This is a genomic window from Actinopolymorpha alba DSM 45243, from assembly GCF_000373925.1.
GTDB classification, from domain to species: domain Bacteria; phylum Actinomycetota; class Actinomycetes; order Propionibacteriales; family Actinopolymorphaceae; genus Actinopolymorpha; species Actinopolymorpha alba.
In genome coordinates, this window is record NZ_KB892708.1 from 363,068 (window position 1) to 380,362 (window position 17,295).

Sequence of the window (17,295 nt, forward strand, 5' to 3'; positions counted from 1 at the left end):
GGCGCACACCTGACTGTTTCGGATGCTGCGAAACCAGGCGCCAACCCGGCAAGCCCGGAGGGCCCGGTCTCATATCGCGGGCAGATCTGTAGGCCGGAGGCTCCAGGCCGCCTGGACGCCTCAGTGGCGGAAGGTCAGTCGGCGAGCCGGCCGGCGAGGTCGACGAGGGTCGTGTCGCGGTCGTCGTCCATGGGCTCCTCGCTCACCTGCCGGCCGGTTTTCGGTGCGTGCAGGATCCAGCGTTCCTTGCCGGTCGCGAAGCCGACATGGTGGATCGACTTACCGGGACGCGCGAAGAACAGCAGGTCGCCCGCCTTCGCCTCCGCCACCGGGAGGCGGGCAGCGGCGGCCGCCTGATCGTGGGCGTCGCGGGGGACGACCCGGCCGAGCGCCCGGAACGAGAGGTGCACGATCCCGGAGCAGTCGAGGCCGAAGGCGTTCATCCCGCCCCAGAGATAGTCGAGTCCGACAAAGCGGCGGGCGGCGGACAGCACGGCGTGGCCGTCGACCGGATGGTCGGCGCCCGTCGCGCGTACGACGCAGGACGACGGGTCCAGCCAACCGGAGCGTCCGCCCGGGAGGCCGACCCGCACACCCGCCGCGGACTCGTCGAGGACAGGCAGGATCGTGGCGTACGACACCTCGCCGGTCACGGCGGCCTCGGGCCCGGCCTCCGCCCGCAATGGTGCGGCCTCGACGGCGATGACCGCCTCGCGTTCGGCTGGTGCGGCCCCTGCCGCGACATGCGCCCGCGGCACCCATCCGGGGTAGCCCCGCGGGTGCCGCTCCGACGGCTGCCACAACGCGATGACGTGCAGCCAGTCGCCGCGTTCCTCCACCACCTCGACCGGCTCCCCGAGCAGGAGTTGGGTGAGGATCCGGTTCGTGAGGTCAAGGCGGGCCTCGACGTCGAGGACGGCCGGCCAGCGGCGCGGATCCGGAACCGCACCAAGGATGGGTCCGTCGATCTCCCGCGGAGCCTCGGGATCGGTCCACAACGTGGTGGCGCTGACACAGATCGCCGAGGTGGTTGGGCTGGACAGGTCAGGAGCGGGCATGGCGTCACCGTAGCGGAGCCCGCCGACCGGGGCCTGGCGACAGGGCCCGCCACCCGACCGTGCCCAGGGCCAAAGAGATCGCGCCCGCGACCTCTCAGCCGGGTGACAGCAACCGTGGTTGGCGCACGTCGATGTACCTCAGGTCCGTGAACAGCGCCTTCTCGCGCTCGAGCAGGTTCCTCACCTCGGCGGACGGCCCCTTGCGCTCACCGGCGCGCGCGGCCTCCTCGTTGGTGAAGTAGACCGCCTGGGTGAACCGCGACGGATCCTCGTCGTGGACGGCGAGCAACCCGCCGATGACGTCGGGACGCTCGTTGCGGAGTACGTCCTCGCTCTCGGCCAGGAGCGCCCGCGCCTGGATCGGGTCGGCGATGCGGCCCTGGATGATCTGGACGAAGCCGGCCTGGTCGGAACCTCCGGCCATAAGGGTCATTACCTCGCTGCACTCGTAAAGCTTCACGTCTCCGGTGTAGAGCTTCTCGGTCTCCCGCCACCAGGCGGTGCGTTCGGGCCGTTCTCTGTTGGCCACGGCCGCCTGCTTTGACTCAAACCTCGCCAGCATGATCGCCGTGCCGTCGGATCCGACCCCGCACGTCGCGCCCAGCCAGCCCGGCGCTCCCGAAGCGAGATCCCGCATCCAGCGGTCTACCGCCGTGTACAGAGCGTTGGGGTTGTCGACATGTCCTTGGATGACCTGGATGAACATTGGTTCCCCCCCTCGTGCCGGGTGATTTTCTGTACTTCCATCGACGCTACGCCGCTGGCTGGGGTCACGACCGGGTAACGGTTGAGGTCAGTCCCGGGTCGCGGCCGAGCGAGCCTGCCGGGCCAGTCGGCGGGCCTCGCGCAGCGGAATCGGCGTGCGCGCCCGGCCCGTCGCCTGGCGTACGACCTCGACGGCGGATTCCGGGTCGGTCCGCCAGCCGGCGTGCACGACGAGCGGGCGGCGGCCGGCACGGGTCCGCAGCCACGCGCCCACGACCTCGCCGTTCTCCTCAAGATCACGGTCCTGATCACCGCCGGGCAGCCGGATCGGGCTGGCCGCTCCGGCGACGTCCGGCGGCCACGGGCCCTCGGCGCGCAGGGGCCGGTGGGTGACACCAACGGTGGGCAGGTCGAGAACGGCGCCCAGGTGGAGGGCGAGGCCGGCCCGCCGGGGATGGTCGCGGCCGGTCGCGTTCACGAGCAGGACGTCGGGTACGACGCCGAGCCCTCGAACCGCCTCCTCCAGCAGGGGGCCTTCCCTCAGCGCGAGCAGCCCGGCCGCGTACGACGCGCCAGCCACCGTGTGGCGTACCGTCGACGCCACCCGGCGTCCACTCGATCGCACGGTCACCGCGGCCACCCAGACCTGGTCGCCGGCGCTGCCCGGTCCCTCGATGCCGCGTTCGAAGCAGCAGAAGCAACCACCGATCCGGACCGGCCCGTCAGTCGGCGGCCGCCAGGGCTCAGCGGTGAGGGCAGCGACCTCGCGCTGGACGGCGGCGAGTTCCTCGGGGTCCACCGGCCATCCTCGATCCGTCGTGCCCATAACCTCCAGCACACCACGCGGGCGCGGCGCCCGGTCAGCGCTCGGCGGTCAGCTCGTAGTGCAGCGTCTTGTACTTCTTCAGCCGATGGAAGAGCGGGACCAGTCGGCGCTGGAGGAAGGGGTACTTGCCGGCGAGGGCGCCGCGCACCCAACGGGCCTCTGCGTCTGGCAGCAGTCGCGCCTGGGCCCGCATGCTCACCCCTTGAGGCGTGCCTCCAAAAGTTGACGGGGTGAGTTCCACCAGGGGGTTCCGGCGGAGGCGCTTCGTCTTGCCCGCCCGGTCGTACGTACGGAAATAGGCGTGGTCGCCGTTGACGACGATGTGGACCGGAGTCGGCACCGGGGTGCCGTCCCTGCGAAAGGTCGTGAGGAGAACGGTCTTCTGGTCGGTGAACCGCGCGAACGGCGAGCCTTCGAGTGGCATGCTGGCATCCCTTTCGGCCGGTCGGGAGCGAGGCTTTCACCCGTGTAGACGGGACCCGCGGCGGATCCGTGACATCGTGCTCCGCCGCAGCACCCTCCGCCGCATTACCTCCGGGGATCAGTCGGCGGGGCCGGTAACGCCCAACCCTGGCGCGTCGGGCAGGACGACTGTCGCGCCGTGGTAGGCGAGGCCACCGCGCACGGGCGAGTCAGCCAGCCACCAGGCCGCGTCGAGATCGTTCACCAGCGTGGTCCCCCTGGCGGCCACCAGGCTGGCCGCGGCTCCGACTCCGACGGGGCCTTCCATCATCGAGCCGACCATGGTGCCGAGGCCGTAGGCGTCTGCCAGGTCGAGGAGGGTACGCGCGGGTCCCAGCCCGCCGCACTTGGCGAGCTTGACGTTCACGAGGTCGGCGGCCCGGCGGCGGATCACCTCGACGAGGTCCCGGATGCCGTAGACGCTCTCGTCGGCGAGGATCGGCGTGTCGACCCGCTCGGAGACCCAGGCGAGTCCGTCCAGATCGGCCGCGGCGACCGGCTGCTCGACGAGTTCGATCCGCAGGTCGGCGTCCTCCAGGGCGCGGATCACCCGCACCGCCTCGCGTGGAGTCCAGCCCTGGTTGGCGTCCAGGCGGATGCGTACGTCTTGACCGGAGGCCTCGCGGACCGCCTTCACGCGTGCGATGTCGGCCGCGGCCCCGGCCTCTGACCGGACGCCGACCTTGACCTTGAGGACGTCGAACCCCTCGCCGACCCGTGCCTTGGCGGCGGCGGCCAGGTCCGCGGCCTCGCCGGCGGACAGCGTGACGTCGGTGTGGACCTCGCGGGCCGTACCCCCGAGGAGCCGTGCCAGCGGCACGCCGAGCCGGCGAGCGGCCAGGTCGTGGAGTGCGACGTCGAGCGCCGCCTTGGCGTTGAGGTTTCCGACCACCGCCGTCGCGACCTCACGCAGGCGCGCGGCGAGGTCGTCGGGATCGCGGCCGAGTACGACGTCCTGGAGGGGTCCTGACACGCAGGCCTGCGCTCCGGCGATGGACTCGCCGGTCACCCGCCACACCTGCGGCGCCTCACCCCAACCGCTGTGGCCAGCATCGTCGACGACCTCGACGAGCAATGACTCGACGGCATCCGCCCGGCGGAGCGCGGTGACGAACGGCGTGTGCAATGACGCGCGGACTGGATGGCAGCGGACCTGCGTGATGCTCGGCACGGCAGGACGCTACCCCACGCCACGTACGTGCGGGTCCGGTCGCCAGTCGGCGGGGAGGGTTCGGGGCTCGGCCTGGGCTTCCTCGATGAACAGGTCGTCGACGAGGAAGAGTCGGGCGCCGCCGTACCGCAGCCGCATGAGGTACGCCAGCACTCCCGACAGGCCGACGTTGTAGTCCGCGACCACGGACCGCAGGGTCTCGTCAGGGATCAGCGCTCGCCCGCCCATCCGGCAGTGCCGTACGGCGATCAGCGGCACCAGGTCCTCCGCCCAGGCGCGGTAGGTCGGGTCGGCGAGGATCTCGGCGGCGTCGAGGAGGAATTCGCCGTCGCCGGCCAGGCCATGGCACACGGCCGGGGAAGACTGCCAGCGCGCGCGATGGACGGCACCCGCCGCCGCGCGGGCGTACTCGCCGAAGCGTTGCTCACCGGTTACGGCAAACAGTCGGAGCAGGAAGGTCCCGACACCGGACGAACCACTGCACCAGTGCGGCAGGCGGGTGGCGTCTGCCGGGCCAACCGGCCACCAGGCCGCGCCGCCGTCGTCGGTACGCGCCGCGCGGCACAGCGTGTACCCAGCCTCACTCGCCAGGTCGACGTACGCCTGCTCGCCGAGCGCCGTGCCCAGAGCGAGGAGGGCGTAGCCGATGCCGGCGACGCCGTGCGCGAAGCCGTAGTGGGTGGCACCGGCCAACTGTGAGTCGAAGGTCGCGGGAATCGGCCAGGTGGGTCCGTTCGCGCCGGGCACCGCCGCCGCTCGCAGGGCCGCGGCGTACTCAGCCGCTCGTTCGAGGTAGGGCCCGTCCCCGCGGCGGCCCGCATCTCCCCGGCGGGCGTCTCGCCGGCGGGCGTCGCCTCGGTCTTCGGCATCACCGCGATGACCGGCGAGTTGGCCCACGTGGAGGTGGGTGAGGGCGGCGCCGGCCAGCCCGTGCGCGATGTCGGGATTGGGCCAGCTGGTGGGCAGCGCCAGCGCGAGACGCTCGGCCTGCTCGAGCAGGTGCGGCTCTCCGAGCGCGACGGCCGCGTCCGCGAGCACCCATGCCACGCCGGCGCGCCCGAAGTGAAGGCCGGGCAGGACCCGGTCCCCGCGTTCGCAGCGGTCAGACAACCAGCCGGCCGCCTTCCGCGCGGCCGCGTCGACGGCACCCCACGGAACGTCGGACGGCTCGCCGCTGGCGTGCGCACGCAGGAGAACCGCGAGCACGCCGGCGGCACCGTGCTGGACGTTGCGGGAGTCGGTCCTCGCGCCGTACGTGCCGGGCCGCCACAGGCGCTCGTCGTCGGGGCGCATCGTGGCCATCAGGTGCTCCAGACCGTCGGCGAGCAACTCCTCGCCGGTCGGCTGGCCGGCCGCGAGACCGGCGGGCCGGGGTTCCTCGGCGGCCAGGAGCCGCTCGACCAGCGCCAGGTCGCCGCGTTCGCGCGGGTGGTCGGCCAGCAGGGTCATGATCGCCGGACCGAGCGCTCTGGCCGAGTCGCCGTAGCGGGCGACGATGGCAAGCCAGGCGGCGAGTCGTTCGCGTGCCGGACGGGCATCGAGCGGGTCGTCGTCCGGAAGCACCGGATCGTTCCCCGTGGCAAGCAGGAACATCAGGGCGCCGAGGGTGTACGCGTCCTCGGCGGTGGCCGCAGCGATCGGCAGCTGGCCGGCATGGAGTTCGGGTGCGGTGTAGCTGGAGGGATGGGGCCGGCGGCCAGGCTGTCCGATCGGTGCGGCGGCACGTAGGCCTGTGAGCACTGGGTAGCCGTCGGCGGTGACGAGGATGCTCGCCGGATCGAGGCCGCGCAGGACGAGGCCAGCCTGGTGGGCGCGGGCGATCAGGTCGCGCAGCCGTCGGGCCATGGCGAGGGCCGGCTCCAGGGGTACGCCGGCGCCGGCGCCCGTCTGGTGTCCGACCCAGTGCCGCAGGGATTGGCCGGCGAGGCGTTCCTCGACGAGGAAGAGGTCACCGGCCTGGGCGAAGACGCCGAATGGCCGTGGAGTCGGCAGCCGTTGGTCCATCAGGCGCAGCAGGTGCGCCTCGTCCAGCAGCCGGGTCCGCGCGTCAGCACCGTCGGGGTCGGTGTCGGTGTGGGCCCGGGCATGCTTGATCACCACGTCCGGACCAGGGGTCGTACCCGCCCGCTCCTCGCGCGCGAGGTAGGTGCCACCGGTAGCACCGTGCGCCAGCGCCTGGCGTACGACGTAACGATCGTGGAGCCGCACCGCTGCCCGGTCGTAGCTCGGCGGCACCGCGGCGGCGCGTTCGTCGTCGGCTGGCGGCGCCGGTGCCCACGGGGCCGGGGTGAACCACGGCTCGCGGCGTTCGTACACCGTCGTGCCGTCGGGAGCGACGAGAAGCTTGCGGGCGAGGCCGTCGTTGTCGAGCGTGTCGAAGCCGTCGCGGTCGCCGTCGAAGCTGCCGTACCCGTAGTGCACGACACTTCCCGGCTGGGACTGGCGTGCGGAGAGGATGCGTGGTCCGGCGAGGCCCCGGGTGGCGGCGGAGAGTTCCCGGGCAAGCCGGATGAACCCGAGGTCGTCACGTGGGTACGCGGTGAGGACCTTGCCGGCGTCGACGCGGCCACAGGCCCGGCTACCAAGCCAGCGAACGACCTCTGACGTGGGTGCGAACGTGAACGGCACCTGGTGGTCGCGAAGGATGGGGACGACCCGGGTGACCAGAGTTTCGGCGGATCTCGGTGTGGCCGAGAGCTGGATCTGCCAGCCCTGGCGTCGATGGTGGTGTTCTGAGGACAGGCCGCCGGTCTCCGGAGGGAGAGCCGTGTGCCACCGCGTACCCGTGCGGACCCGCCACCGCCGGCCCTTGGTGCACGCGAGCAGGTGGTACACGATGGCGGCCAGATCGCCCTTGTGCGGCACTGGCGTCACACCCTCTCGGTGCATCGTCATCGCGCACACCTAACGGACGTCGCGTGGCCGTCGTTGGCCACCGTCCCGTGAGCGAAGGTCCGTGCCGTCGTGTGGTGCGCCACCCACAGATGCCCCCTCTGCTGGTGTCTTGCACACTGTTCGTGCACATACGACTACCAACAGTGCACGAAGGTGCGCAATGGCATTGGCATATCTTTGTGAATCGGTTTGATCACGATTAGCGACATCGTCGGCCGGGTAAGCGGCTCGATTCAGCTGTCGAACGTGTGCCGGTCCGCCCAACTCGCGGCAGCCACGCGAGCGACGACCGCGCACCCCGCTGCCTCGTCGAGCGGCGCGCTCACGCAGGTCACCAGGACGTACGCCGGAGCATCGCCCGACAGGATCAGCGCGGCGCTGTGCCGGACGCCCTCGACCCAGCCGTTCTTGTGTGCCACCGGCGTACCCGCCGGGAGACCCTGGACGACATCCTGGTCCATCTCCTGGGCAAGAAGCACGTCCAGCATTTCCTGGCAGGCGGAGGCCGACGCGAGCGCCGGCCTCCCGTCGGGGCTACTCGCGCCGGCCGCTCCGACCTGGATCGCGGTGAGGAGCGCGGCGAGGTCCGCTGCGGTGACAAGGTTGGACCGGCCGGCCTCGTCGGCCACGTAATCCTGGATGCCACGGGCGACGATCGACCGCTGCGCTCCGGCCAGCGCCCACACCTCGGCGACGGGGGCGAGACCGGTCTGCTCGAGGACGAGGTTCGTGGCGAGGTTGCTCGACCGGACGATCATTCGGCGGATCAGCCAGCGCAGGGGTGCCTTCTGGCCGAGCCGGTCCCAGGGTTCGGGGTCGCTGTCGTAGTCGGCGGTCGAGTGGTAAGTGGCGCCTCCGCCGATCGCCGACGCGAACTCGTCGTGGACCGGGACCTCGGCGTCAAGGTCGAGTTGACCAAGCTCGGCGAGCCGGTAGGCCGCCGCCATGACGGCCGCCTTCATCGTGCTCGCGGCGTAGTGGGTCGCGTGGGGGTCACGGGAGTACGCCGGTGGGCTGCCGGGCCGGCCGCACCACACCGAGACGGTGCCAGGGATCGGGGCGAGCGAGGGCTCCAGGGCGTGCAGGGCCGGGGCCGTCTGGCGGAGTTCGGTCACGGCGGACAGTCTGCCCCAGGGGCGCGACAACCCAACAAGCCGCGACGCAACCTTGCGCCAAGCACAATGTGGCAAGGTCTGACGTCATGAAGGTCAGCGACGAGCCGCAGCGGATGCTCATCGAACGCGCGCGGGCCATAGTCGCCGCGGATGACCGGATCCTTGCCGCCTGGCTCATCGGCAGCTTCGCGACCGGAGAAGCCGACGCCTACAGCGATGTCGACCTGCACTGCCTGATCACGGACGAGAGCGTGGAGTGGTTCCGGCGGCACTGGTCTGAGGTCGCCACCCGGATCGCCGGCCCGCTGGTGCTCGCTGATGCTTTGCCCGGCCTCCTGGGCGGGGTGGCCCTCACCGAGGACTGGCTGCACCTCGACCTGATCCTTCACCCGCGCTCAGAGTTCGACCCGCGAGAGGTGCGTGGCCTCAGCCTGTTGTACGACTCCACCGGCGAACTGCTCCCGACGGACGTGGTGCCGCGTGCGCCGGCGCAGGGCGAGCCGTACTTCCCCACGTCGGCGGTCAACCACTACTTCTACTTCCTCGGCAATCTTGTGGTGACCTTCGGACGTCGCGAGCTCGTGGTCGCGCACGGCGGCATCGACGCTTCGCAACTGCCTCATCCAGCTGATGCTGGCCGAGCGCGGCATCCACCGCTCCGGCGGCAACAAGCGGCTCAACCCCTTCCTGTCAGAGGAGCAACGAGCATTCCTCGAAGCCATCCCGGCCGCGGCGACCTCGACCGCCGCCATCAGCGACGCCGTTCGCGTACTCACCCGGGAGTTCACCCGTCGCGGGAAGGCACTTGCCGTACGCACCGGCGCGACGTGGCCGCAGCCCTTCGAGGACGCCACCATCGCGCACCTGCAGCACAACCTGGGCGTCGACTTCCGGGCGTGACTGTCAACCTGAGGTTTCGGGGCGGTCGTAGATCCTTTGCACCATGGCCGTCGCGGTGCGCACGTCGACGCCCAGATCGCGGGCCGTCCTGACGTACTCCTCGGCGGCGGTCCGGAGCGGATCCGCGGCGCCAGCCGGAGCGGCCGCGACGACGGTGCCATGCCGGCGGGCGGTTTCGAGGATGCCGTCTGCTTCGAGTTCCTTGTACGCCCGGGCCACGGTGCCGGGTGCCAAACCGAGATCGCCCGCCAGTTGGCGGATCGCGGGCAGCTTGGCGCCGATGGGTAGCTGGCCGCGTTCGACCAGCCCGATGATCTGGTCGCGGACCTGTCGCCAGGGCGGGACGCCGCTGCCGACGTCGACGACGATCCGGGATGCTGCGGTCACCTGCTCGCCTCCACAAGCCGCAGCCGGCGGAACGGCATCATCAGCGCCGCCCAAGACACGAGCGCCCCGAGGAACAAGAACATCGCGACGTAGCCTAGAGCGATATTGGCGATGGGGAGCCAGCCGGGCGGGGGAGGGAAGTCCCCGATGAGTACGTCAGGGAGCCTCGCCAGCGACGTTCCGTCGGGATCGCCATGAAAGCCGGCGATGAGGAAGACCCGTTCGTACAGCCTTTGGTACAGCCCGACAATCAGCACCATGCTGACACCGACCGCCACCCGAGCGGTCCGGATCCGAAGTGCCGAGTCCACCTGCGGATCGGAGTCGATCGGACCTCGCGCGAGAGTGAGCCACACAACCGCGCCGGTCGCACCGACGACGAGAAGGAGCATGCAGAGAGCAAGCCACACTGGCCCCCAACCCTGGGGTGGTCGACCAAGGCTCTCGACTCCGATTGGACTGTTGGGCCCGATCAGGTCGGCGTGACGGGTGTGCCACGCGCCTATGCGATGGGCCCACGCCTGGGCGGAGAGGGCGGTGGCGGCAGCCGCGAGTCCGAGTGCCGCCACCAGTCCGTACACGACCAGACCCAGCCTGGGAACGAGATCCCGAAGGCTCCGCCGTACCAGCAGCGCGACCCGGGTGGGCTGCTTCGGCCGGCGGAGCATCGCGACGAGTTCGGCCAGAAGGAGGGTGGCGATCACAGCGCCGAGGACACCGCCGCCCCAGTCCTCGACTGGTTGGCCAGCCAGAGCGAAGGCGCCGGCGATACCCACCGTGACCACGAGCAGGACGACCGGGTACAACCGACGACGCTCACGGAGATAACCCGCCGCTGCTTCGCCCTGGGCCTGGGTGGGCTCCGGAATACCCCACACGCGCAGGACCGCCTGACCGCGCTTCGGGGTGGGTCTGAGCGCCCTGACCACGAAGATCGCGACGAGCAGTCCGAAGATGCCGACCATCACCAGCTCTGTCATGCCGATAGCGGGCACCGCCATCCCCCCTTTTGTATCGACCAGTTGACACAATAATGCGCTGGCCGACACCGGCGCGCAAGTACCCAGCGTGGGTGTCACCGTGGCCAGTGCGGGAAGGTAGGCCCGGTCGACGTACCGACGTACCAATGACGTACCAGCATGGTGCGGTGAAGCCGACAGGGCGCAGGGAGAAGGACATGGGCGAGTGGCGCGATCTGCACGACGGCTGGGTGCTGAGCGTGGCGGGTGACGCGGAGGGAGTGCCGAGTGCGGTCGCGTCGGCGCTGGTGCCGGCGACGGTGCCCGGCTGCGTGCACACCGACCTGCTCGACTCGAGCCTGATACCCGATCCCTATCTCGACCGCAACGAGCATGACCTGCGCTGGATCGGGCGTACCCGCTGGCGTTACGCCACGACGTTCGAGTGGCGGGCCGGCGACCACGACCGCATGGATCTCGTCTGCGACGGGCTCGACACCGTGGCGACGGTCGAGCTCAATGGCGTCCAGCTTGGCACGGCCCAGAACATGCACCGGTCCTACCGTTTCGATGCGCGCTCGGCCCTGCGCGACGGCGACAACGAACTGGTCGTGACCTTCGGATCAGCGCAGGAGTACGCCGAGAAGATGCGGGACCGACTCGGCGACCTGCCAGGTCCCAACTCCGCGACCCCCGAGCCGTTCAACTTCATCCGCAAGATGGCCTGCAACTTCGGCTGGGACTGGGGACCCGTCCTGGTCACGGCGGGCATCTGGAAGCCGATCAGGTTGCACAGCTGGAACGCTGCCCGGCTGGCCCGCGTCCGGCCGCTGGTCCAGGTGGGCGAGGGTGTCGGCACCGTCGAGGTCCTCGTCGATGTCGAAGGATCGAACGGCGGATCGCCGGCTGCTCCGGTCAAGCTCACCGCCCGGGTCGCAGGCGTGCAAGCCACGGTTGACATCGCAGCCGGCGAGACGACCGGCACGCTGGAGCTCGAGGTCGCGGATCCGGCGCTGTGGTGGCCGCACGGGTACGGCGAGCAGCCGTTGTACGACCTCGAGGTGGATCTGACTGACGCCGGGGGAGCCGCACTTGATGCCTGGTCGAGGCGGATCGGCTTCCGTCAGGTCGAGCTTGACACCACCCCTGACGAGTCAGGGACCGGATCGGCGTTCACCATCGTCGTCAACGGCGTACCGATCTTCGCCCGCGGCGCCAACTGGATTCCTGACGACTGTTTCCCCAGCCGGGTCGGCGCCGACCGCTACCGCGCGCGGCTCCAGCAGGCAAAAGACGCGAACATGGACCTGCTCCGGGTGTGGGGTGGCGGGCTGTACGAGAAGGAGGAGTTCTACGACGCGGCCGACGAACTCGGCATTCTTGTCTGGCAGGACTTCCTCTTCGCCTGCGCCGCCTACCCCGAAGAGTCACCGCTCGCGGACGAGGTCGAGGCCGAGGCGCGGGAGAACGTCGCCCGCCTGATGCCGCATCCGAGCCTCGTCCTGTGGAACGGCAACAACGAGAACATCTGGGGTTGGTTCGACTGGGGTTGGCAGCCCACGGTCGGCGACCGCACGTGGGGGAAGGGCTACTACGTCGACCTGCTGCCGCGCATCGTCAGCGAGATCGACCCGACGCGGCCGTACTGGCCCGGCAGCCCGTACTCCGGTTCGTTCGACATCCATCCGAACGCTGATGACTACGGTTGCAAGCACGTCTGGGACGTGTGGAACGCCGAGGACTACACGCTCTACCGCGCCTACGTCCCGCGGTTCGTCGCGGAGTTCGGTTACCAGGGCCCGCCGACCTGGGCGACCCTCACCCGCGCCGTTCACGACGACCCACTCGCGCCGGACTCGCCGGGCGTCCTCAGCCACCAGAAGGCCACCGACGGCAACACGAAACTCGCCAAGGGACTCGCGGCGCACTTCGCCGAGCCGGCCACGGTGGAGGACTGGCACTGGCTCACCCAGCTCAACCAGGCCAGGGCGTTGACCGTCGGCATCGAGCACTTCCGGTCCCACCGGGGGCGCTGCATGGGGACCGTGGTGTGGCAGCTGAACGACTGCTGGCCGGTGACCTCCTGGGCGGCGGTCGACGGTGACGCGCGGCGCAAGCCGCTGTGGTACGCCCTGCGCAAGGTCTACGACGAGCGCCTGCTCACCGTCCAGCCGCGCGACGGTGGCCTCGCGTTCGTGGCGGTCAACGACAGCGTGGAGAGCTGGGCGACTGACGTGGTCGTCGAACGCCGGACCTTCACCGGCGAGGTCTTCGCGCAGTGGACGACCACGGTCGAGGTGGCGGCCCGCGAGGCGGCGTCGGTCCGGATCCCGGTCGACGTGGCGGGCACGACCGGTGCCGACCTCGAGATGTTGGTCGTTACCGCCGGGGATCGTCGTACCACCTGGTTCTACGCCGAGGACAAGGATCTCGACTACCCCGCGCCGGAGTTCGAGGTGGAGGTCAGGCCCGCTGGGTCCGCGCAGGAGGTCCAGGTGACTGCCCGGACGCTGGTGCGCGATCTCGCGCTCTTCGCCGACCGGCTTGATCCCGCCGCCAGCGTCGACGACATGCTGGTCACCCTGCTGCCGGGGGAGAGCCAGACGTTCCGGGTCGAGGGTGTCAACCGACCCTTGACGGTCGAAGAGGTGAGTGGCGCGCCGGTGCTCCGCTGCGCCAACGGCATCCCCCCACGAAGGGGGTAACCCCAAGCTGTCATAGGTTTCTCGGCCTCTTGGCCGAGAAACCTATGACAACTGCGTGAGTGGTGGGGCGACGCGAAGGTGGCCGTAAGCCGATTGTTAGCCCCTGTCCGGCACTCTCGATCGCGGCGCGGCGGAGGGCTGTCGGTGCCCGGGGGGATCGGCAGCCCTCCACCCGCTTCTTGCCGGCTCCTACCAGATGTAGCCGACGTAGAGGTCGCTTGCGGACGTCCCGGTGCAGCGGTAGGTGTCCGCCTCTCCGCTGGTAACGAACTCCTGACCGGCTGCGTGGCACTCGGCCGACGTGGGGTAGGTCTTGTAGAACTTCCACGTGTAGATCCCGGCGTTCGCCGCGGCCGGTGTCATGGCCACGAGTCCCGCCGCGACCGCGCCGACGGCGGCGACCTTTCTGATGCCCGTGAATGCCATTGGTTTACCTCCGTAGTAGGGACTGCGGTGGTTTCTCACGCGCCTACTGCCGGACGGTACCAGCGAAGATCATCACGTGCGGTGCCTTCGAGGTAACGAGGTGCGGCCGTTGGGTCAGGGGATGACCTGGATCTTGCGGCCGACTCCAGCCTTGAACTGCGCGAGGGCGGTGGCGTAGTCAGCCAGCGGGAACCGGTCGCTGATCATCACCTCGGGCCGGAGTACGCCGTTGACGAAGAGGTCACCGGCGCGTTCGAAGCTGTGCAGCACCGCCATCGAGCCGGTGATGGTGATCTCCTGGTTGTAGATCGTGTACGGCGCGATCTCGACCCGCGCGTCGTAGTTGGCGACGCCGAACTGCAGGAAGGTCCCACCCCGGCCGACGCGGGTGAGCCCGTCACGGATCGCCGCCGCGACTCCGGTGCAGTCGATCACGACGTCCCAGCCACGCGGGTAGGCGCCCGCCAGGTCGTCCGCACTGGTCGCGGTCGCCGAGCACCCCAGCTCGCGCGCGGTCTCGAGCCGAGCGGGGTTGAGGTCGACGACGCTGACACTGCCCGCGCCCGACCGCTTGGCCAGCTCCATCATCATCAGCCCCATCGTGCCGGCGCCGTAGATGAGGTAGTGGTCGGCGAGGATGCGGGGGAGTACGTCGAAGCCGCGGACCGCGCAGGAGAGCGGCTCGATCAGCGCGGCGTCGGCGGTGGAGATGCCCTCGGGGAGCCGGTAGCAGTTCTTGACCGGGGCGAGAGCGTACTCCGCCGCGCCGCCCGACGTGGTGACCCCGATCGCCGCCCAGTTCTCGCAGAGGTTGCCGCGTGCCCGGCGACAGTAGTGGCACTCGCCGCAGTGCAGGGACGGGTCGACGGCTACCTGGTCGCCGGCCCGTACCTCGGTGACGCCCGAGCCGACCGCGACGACCTCGCCGGCGAACTCATGGCCGGGCACCACCGGCAGGGTGGGTGCGAACTCGCCCTCGAGGATGTGCAGGTCGGTGCCGCACAGCCCGCAGGCGGCAACCTTCACGACCACGTCGCGCGGCCCGGGCGTCGGGTCGGGAACGCTCTCGACACTGACCTCGCCGGGTGCGCTGATGACGGCAGCCTTCACCGTGAATCCCCTTCTCTCGCGTACATGACGGCCCTTTACGCGTCGATCATTCCTGAGGCCGGACGACCGGCTTGATGGTGGTGGCGTCCTCGACGGCCGCCGTGAGGGAACGCTCGCTGTCAGCGAGACCGAAGTGGTGGGAGACCAGGCGGTCGAGGTCAACCTGACCCGAGGCGGCCAGCGCGATCGCGGCCGGCCAGGTGTTGGCGTACCGGAAGGTCCCGGTCACCTCGATCTCGTACCCCTGCACGTGCGCCAGCGGCAGCGGGATCTCGTCACCGCCCATGCCGACCAGCACCACGCGTCCGGCCCGCCCGACCCGCCGGATCGCCCCGCCGATCGCGGGTGGATGGCCCGAGCACTCGATCAGGACGTCCGCCTCCACGCCCGCCTCGGCCAGGGATGTCGTACTCACGTCGACGGTCGCGGTGGCGCCGAGTTCGCGAGCCAGGGCAAGGCGGTGCGGGCGTACGTCGGTGACCACCACCTCACTCGCACCGAACGCCCGAGCGGTCTGCAACGCGACGAGGCCGATCGGTCCAGCCCCGGTGATGAGTACCCGGGTGCCGGGCGCGATCCGTGCCTTGCGGGCGCTCCACACCCCGACCGAAAGGGGTTCGAGGAGCGCGGCGGCGTCGTCGGAGAGCGTGTCGGGCACCGCGTGCGCGAACTCCTCGTGCAGGACGACGTACTCACAGAACGCCCCGTCAATCGGCGGCGTCGCGAAGAACCGCATGGCCGGGCAGAGGTTGTAGCGCCCGAGCCGGCACTGGGTGCAGGTGAAACAGGGGACGCCCGGCTCGAGGGACACCCGCTGCCCGGGCGAGTGCCGAGTCACGTCCGGACCGCACGCGACGACGACACCGCTCGCCTCGTGACCGAGTACAAGGGGCGCGTTGACGACGAAGTCGCCGATCCGGCCGTGCTGGTAGTAATGGACGTCAGACCCACACACGCCCACCGCGCGTACCTGAATCAGCACCTCCCGCGGCCCGGGCGTCGGCACCGGCCGCTCCTCGAGCACCAGATCCTTCACCCCGCGCAGGACCGCGGCGCGCATGGTGGTCGGAACCCGCATCGTCGAGGACACCGAGTCGGACGTCATCGAGGTCACCTGATTCTCCGAAGGAGGCCCCGGTCTTCAGACCGGGGAGGAATTCGGACTCCGCACGGAGCAGTCCGGCGAAGCCGGGCGGTCCCAGAACGGAGTTCGCTGTCTGCCTGCCAGAAGCCTTACACAGCTCCATACGGTATGTAAGCTGCGGATCATGAGGACGGCGCGTACAAGTGCCGGGCATACCCGGACCCCGAACAATCGGCAATGTTCAGCCGTACGTTCGGGTGTGTGCGCTTGGTGTGGAACAAGACGCTCGCTGAGCGGCACCGCGCCTGGCACGCCGAGGGCAAAAAGACCTCCTACAGGGAGACCGACGCAGCCCTGACGGTGTGGAAGAAGACCGAGGATCTGGCGTTCCTGTCCGAGGTCTCTTCCGTGCCGTTGCAGCAGACGTTGCGGCATCAGCACACCGCCTTCGCGAACTTCTTCGTCGGTCGGGCTCGGTACCCGCGGTTCAAGAACCGCAACGCCCGGCAGTCCGCGCACTACGCCCGCTCGGCGTTCCGCATGCGTGACGGCAAGCTGTTCGTCGCTAAGACTTCCAGCCCTTTGCGGTTCGTGTGGACATGGGATGACGTGGATGTAGCCGCGCTTAATCCGACCACGGTGGTGATCTCTCGGGACCCAGACGGCCGCTGGTACGTGACATTTGCGGTCGACGCCGGAGCGCCCGAACCTCTGGAGGAGGCCGGGCACGCCATCGGCGTCGACCTGGGCCTGAAGGACTTCGCCGTCACTTCGGACGGGGAGCGGATCGCCAACCCCCGGATGCTGGAACGTAGGGCACGCAACCTCGCCCGGTACCAGCGGCGTATGGCCCGCTGCCAACGCGGGAGCGTGAACCGGCGCAAGGCGAAGAGGAAAGTCGCCCGCGCCCACCGCAACGCCCGCACTGGCTTCCTGCACCGCACTAGCAGCGCCCTGGTCCGCAAGGCTGACACGATCGTGATCGAAGACCTCAACGTGTCCGGCATGGTGAAGAACCGGCTCCTCGCCCGTTCCGTCAGTGACGCGGGATGGGGCGAGTTTCGGCGCCAGCTCGAGTACAAGTGCGAACGTGCGGGACGCCGCCTCGTGGTGATCGACCGTTGGTACCCGTCCTCCAAGACCTGCTCCAGCTGTGGGAACCTGCTCGCCGAGCTGAGCCTTTCCACCCGGCACTGGACGTGCCCGAGATGCCGCGCCCGGCACGACCGGGACATCAACGCGGCGAAGAACATCCTTGCGGCTGGTCAAGCCGTAGCCCGGAGCGGTCCGGGTGATGCCTGTGGAGCCGGTGTCAGACGGCAAGGGTCCGCCCTTCCGCAGTCGGCTGTGAAGCAGGAAACCTCTCCCGCGAGGGCGAGAATCCCCTCCCTTTAGGGAGGGGAGAAGTCAATCTCCTGTCACCGCTCCGCCGTCACCAGTCCAGCGACGAGCCACCGGCGGCGTCGGATCGGGATGAGCAACTGAGGTAAGT

General features: G+C 69.9%; 15 protein-coding genes and 2 pseudogenes. 4 read left to right on the top strand and 13 right to left on the bottom strand.

Annotation, left to right across the window (positions count from 1 at the left end; genetic code table 11):
• Positions 1 to 134: 134 nt before the first annotated feature.
• The 7 genes from B141_RS38800 to B141_RS0104195 all read right to left on the bottom strand — a co-directional run bounded on the left by B141_RS38800 (position 135) and on the right by B141_RS0104195 (position 8,232).
• Complete coding sequence (locus B141_RS38800; protein ID WP_020573916.1) at positions 135 to 1,058, bottom strand: C40 family peptidase; 924 nt, start codon at positions 1,056 to 1,058, stop codon at positions 135 to 137.
• Positions 1,059 to 1,152: 94 nt separating this feature from the next.
• Entirely contained in the window at positions 1,153 to 1,764 is a 612-nt protein-coding gene (locus tag B141_RS0104170; protein WP_020573917.1) for a hypothetical protein, read from the bottom strand.
• An 87-nt stretch (positions 1,765 to 1,851) separates the two neighbouring features.
• Positions 1,852 to 2,562: an endonuclease V gene (locus B141_RS0104175; protein ID WP_020573918.1), complete on the bottom strand. Its 711-nt coding sequence runs from the start codon at positions 2,560 to 2,562 to the stop codon at positions 1,852 to 1,854.
• 61 nt (positions 2,563 to 2,623) lie between these two features.
• Entirely contained in the window at positions 2,624 to 3,013 is a 390-nt protein-coding gene (locus B141_RS0104180) for a PPOX class F420-dependent oxidoreductase (protein ID WP_020573919.1), read from the bottom strand.
• Positions 3,014 to 3,130: 117 nt separating this feature from the next.
• Positions 3,131 to 4,222, bottom strand: a complete 1,092-nt coding sequence (locus tag B141_RS0104185) for a mandelate racemase/muconate lactonizing enzyme family protein (RefSeq protein WP_020573920.1) — start codon at positions 4,220 to 4,222, stop codon at positions 3,131 to 3,133.
• Between the two features lie 9 nt (positions 4,223 to 4,231).
• Entirely contained in the window at positions 4,232 to 7,117 is a 2,886-nt protein-coding gene (lanL, locus tag B141_RS38805; protein WP_020573921.1) for a class IV lanthionine synthetase LanL, read from the bottom strand.
• A gap of 233 nt (positions 7,118 to 7,350) precedes the next feature.
• Positions 7,351 to 8,232 carry a serine hydrolase gene (locus B141_RS0104195; protein WP_020573922.1) on the bottom strand — a complete coding sequence of 294 codons (882 nt, stop codon included), beginning with the start codon at positions 8,230 to 8,232 and terminating at the stop codon, positions 7,351 to 7,353.
• Positions 8,233 to 8,345: 113 nt separating this feature from the next.
• Between B141_RS0104195 and B141_RS52670 the strand changes: the two are divergent.
• A pseudogene (locus tag B141_RS52670) lies at positions 8,346 to 8,468 on the top strand (nucleotidyltransferase domain-containing protein); the annotation flags it as partial.
• Positions 8,469 to 8,627: 159 nt separating this feature from the next.
• Here the strand turns inward: B141_RS52670 and B141_RS0104205 are convergent.
• Positions 8,628 to 8,855, bottom strand: a complete 228-nt coding sequence (locus B141_RS0104205; RefSeq protein ID WP_157180780.1) for a hypothetical protein — start codon at positions 8,853 to 8,855, stop codon at positions 8,628 to 8,630.
• A gap of 7 nt (positions 8,856 to 8,862) precedes the next feature.
• On the opposite strand from B141_RS0104205, the gene B141_RS0104210 reads away from it, so the two are divergent.
• The gene (locus B141_RS0104210) at positions 8,863 to 9,132 is read left to right on the top strand and encodes a hypothetical protein (protein ID WP_020573925.1); all 270 of its coding nucleotides are present in this window, start codon (positions 8,863 to 8,865) and stop codon (positions 9,130 to 9,132) included.
• Between the two features lie 3 nt (positions 9,133 to 9,135).
• Here B141_RS0104210 and B141_RS0104215 read toward each other — a convergent pair whose 3' ends face one another.
• Both B141_RS0104215 and B141_RS0104220 read right to left on the bottom strand, forming a co-directional pair.
• A complete protein-coding gene (locus B141_RS0104215) occupies positions 9,136 to 9,519 on the bottom strand; it encodes a GntR family transcriptional regulator (RefSeq protein ID WP_020573926.1) in 384 nt (127 codons plus the stop codon).
• Positions 9,516 to 10,520, bottom strand: coding sequence for a hypothetical protein (locus tag B141_RS0104220; RefSeq protein ID WP_020573927.1), 1,005 nt, complete (start codon positions 10,518 to 10,520; stop codon positions 9,516 to 9,518). Before B141_RS0104220 ends, B141_RS0104215 begins: the two co-directional genes overlap by 4 nt.
• Before the next feature lie 125 nt (positions 10,521 to 10,645).
• Here B141_RS0104220 and B141_RS0104225 point away from each other — a divergent pair, with 125 nt between their 5' ends.
• Positions 10,646 to 13,183 carry a glycoside hydrolase family 2 protein gene (locus tag B141_RS0104225; protein ID WP_020573928.1) on the top strand — a complete coding sequence of 846 codons (2,538 nt, stop codon included), beginning with the start codon at positions 10,646 to 10,648 and terminating at the stop codon, positions 13,181 to 13,183.
• Between the two features lie 189 nt (positions 13,184 to 13,372).
• On the opposite strand, the gene B141_RS0104230 is transcribed toward B141_RS0104225, so the two are convergent.
• The 3 genes from B141_RS0104230 to B141_RS0104240 form a co-directional block, all read right to left on the bottom strand.
• On the bottom strand, positions 13,373 to 13,609 hold the full coding sequence (locus tag B141_RS0104230; protein ID WP_020573929.1) for a hypothetical protein: 237 nt from the start codon (positions 13,607 to 13,609) through the stop codon (positions 13,373 to 13,375).
• Positions 13,610 to 13,723: 114 nt separating this feature from the next.
• Entirely contained in the window at positions 13,724 to 14,719 is a 996-nt protein-coding gene (locus tag B141_RS0104235) for a zinc-dependent alcohol dehydrogenase family protein (RefSeq protein WP_020573930.1), read from the bottom strand.
• Positions 14,720 to 14,765: 46 nt separating this feature from the next.
• Positions 14,766 to 15,824 (bottom strand): NAD(P)-dependent alcohol dehydrogenase, encoded by a 1,059-nt coding sequence (locus tag B141_RS0104240; protein ID WP_020573931.1) that lies wholly within the window; start codon positions 15,822 to 15,824, stop codon positions 14,766 to 14,768.
• Between the two features lie 186 nt (positions 15,825 to 16,010).
• On the opposite strand from B141_RS0104240, the pseudogene B141_RS0104245 reads away from it, so the two are divergent.
• A pseudogene (locus B141_RS0104245) lies at positions 16,011 to 17,198 on the top strand (RNA-guided endonuclease InsQ/TnpB family protein); the annotation flags it as partial.
• Between the last annotated feature and the right edge of the window lie 97 nt (positions 17,199 to 17,295).

Coding starts and splice junctions, on each gene's coding strand:
- B141_RS38800 (WP_020573916.1), bottom strand. CDS start 1,058: ATGCCCGCTCCTGACCTGTCCAGCCCAACCACCTCGGCGATCTGTGTC.
- B141_RS0104170 (WP_020573917.1), bottom strand. CDS start 1,764: ATGTTCATCCAGGTCATCCAAGGACATGTCGACAACCCCAACGCTCTG.
- B141_RS0104180 (WP_020573919.1), bottom strand. CDS start 3,013: ATGCCACTCGAAGGCTCGCCGTTCGCGCGGTTCACCGACCAGAAGACC.
- lanL (WP_020573921.1), bottom strand. CDS start 7,117: ATGACGATGCACCGAGAGGGTGTGACGCCAGTGCCGCACAAGGGCGAT.
- B141_RS0104205 (WP_157180780.1), bottom strand. CDS start 8,855: ATGAGGCAGTTGCGAAGCGTCGATGCCGCCGTGCGCGACCACGAGCTC.
- B141_RS0104210 (WP_020573925.1), top strand. CDS start 8,863: ATGCTGGCCGAGCGCGGCATCCACCGCTCCGGCGGCAACAAGCGGCTC.
- B141_RS0104220 (WP_020573927.1), bottom strand. CDS start 10,520: ATGGCGGTGCCCGCTATCGGCATGACAGAGCTGGTGATGGTCGGCATC.
- B141_RS0104225 (WP_020573928.1), top strand. CDS start 10,646: ATGACGTACCAGCATGGTGCGGTGAAGCCGACAGGGCGCAGGGAGAAG.
- B141_RS0104230 (WP_020573929.1), bottom strand. CDS start 13,609: ATGGCATTCACGGGCATCAGAAAGGTCGCCGCCGTCGGCGCGGTCGCG.
- B141_RS0104240 (WP_020573931.1), bottom strand. CDS start 15,824: ATGACGTCCGACTCGGTGTCCTCGACGATGCGGGTTCCGACCACCATG.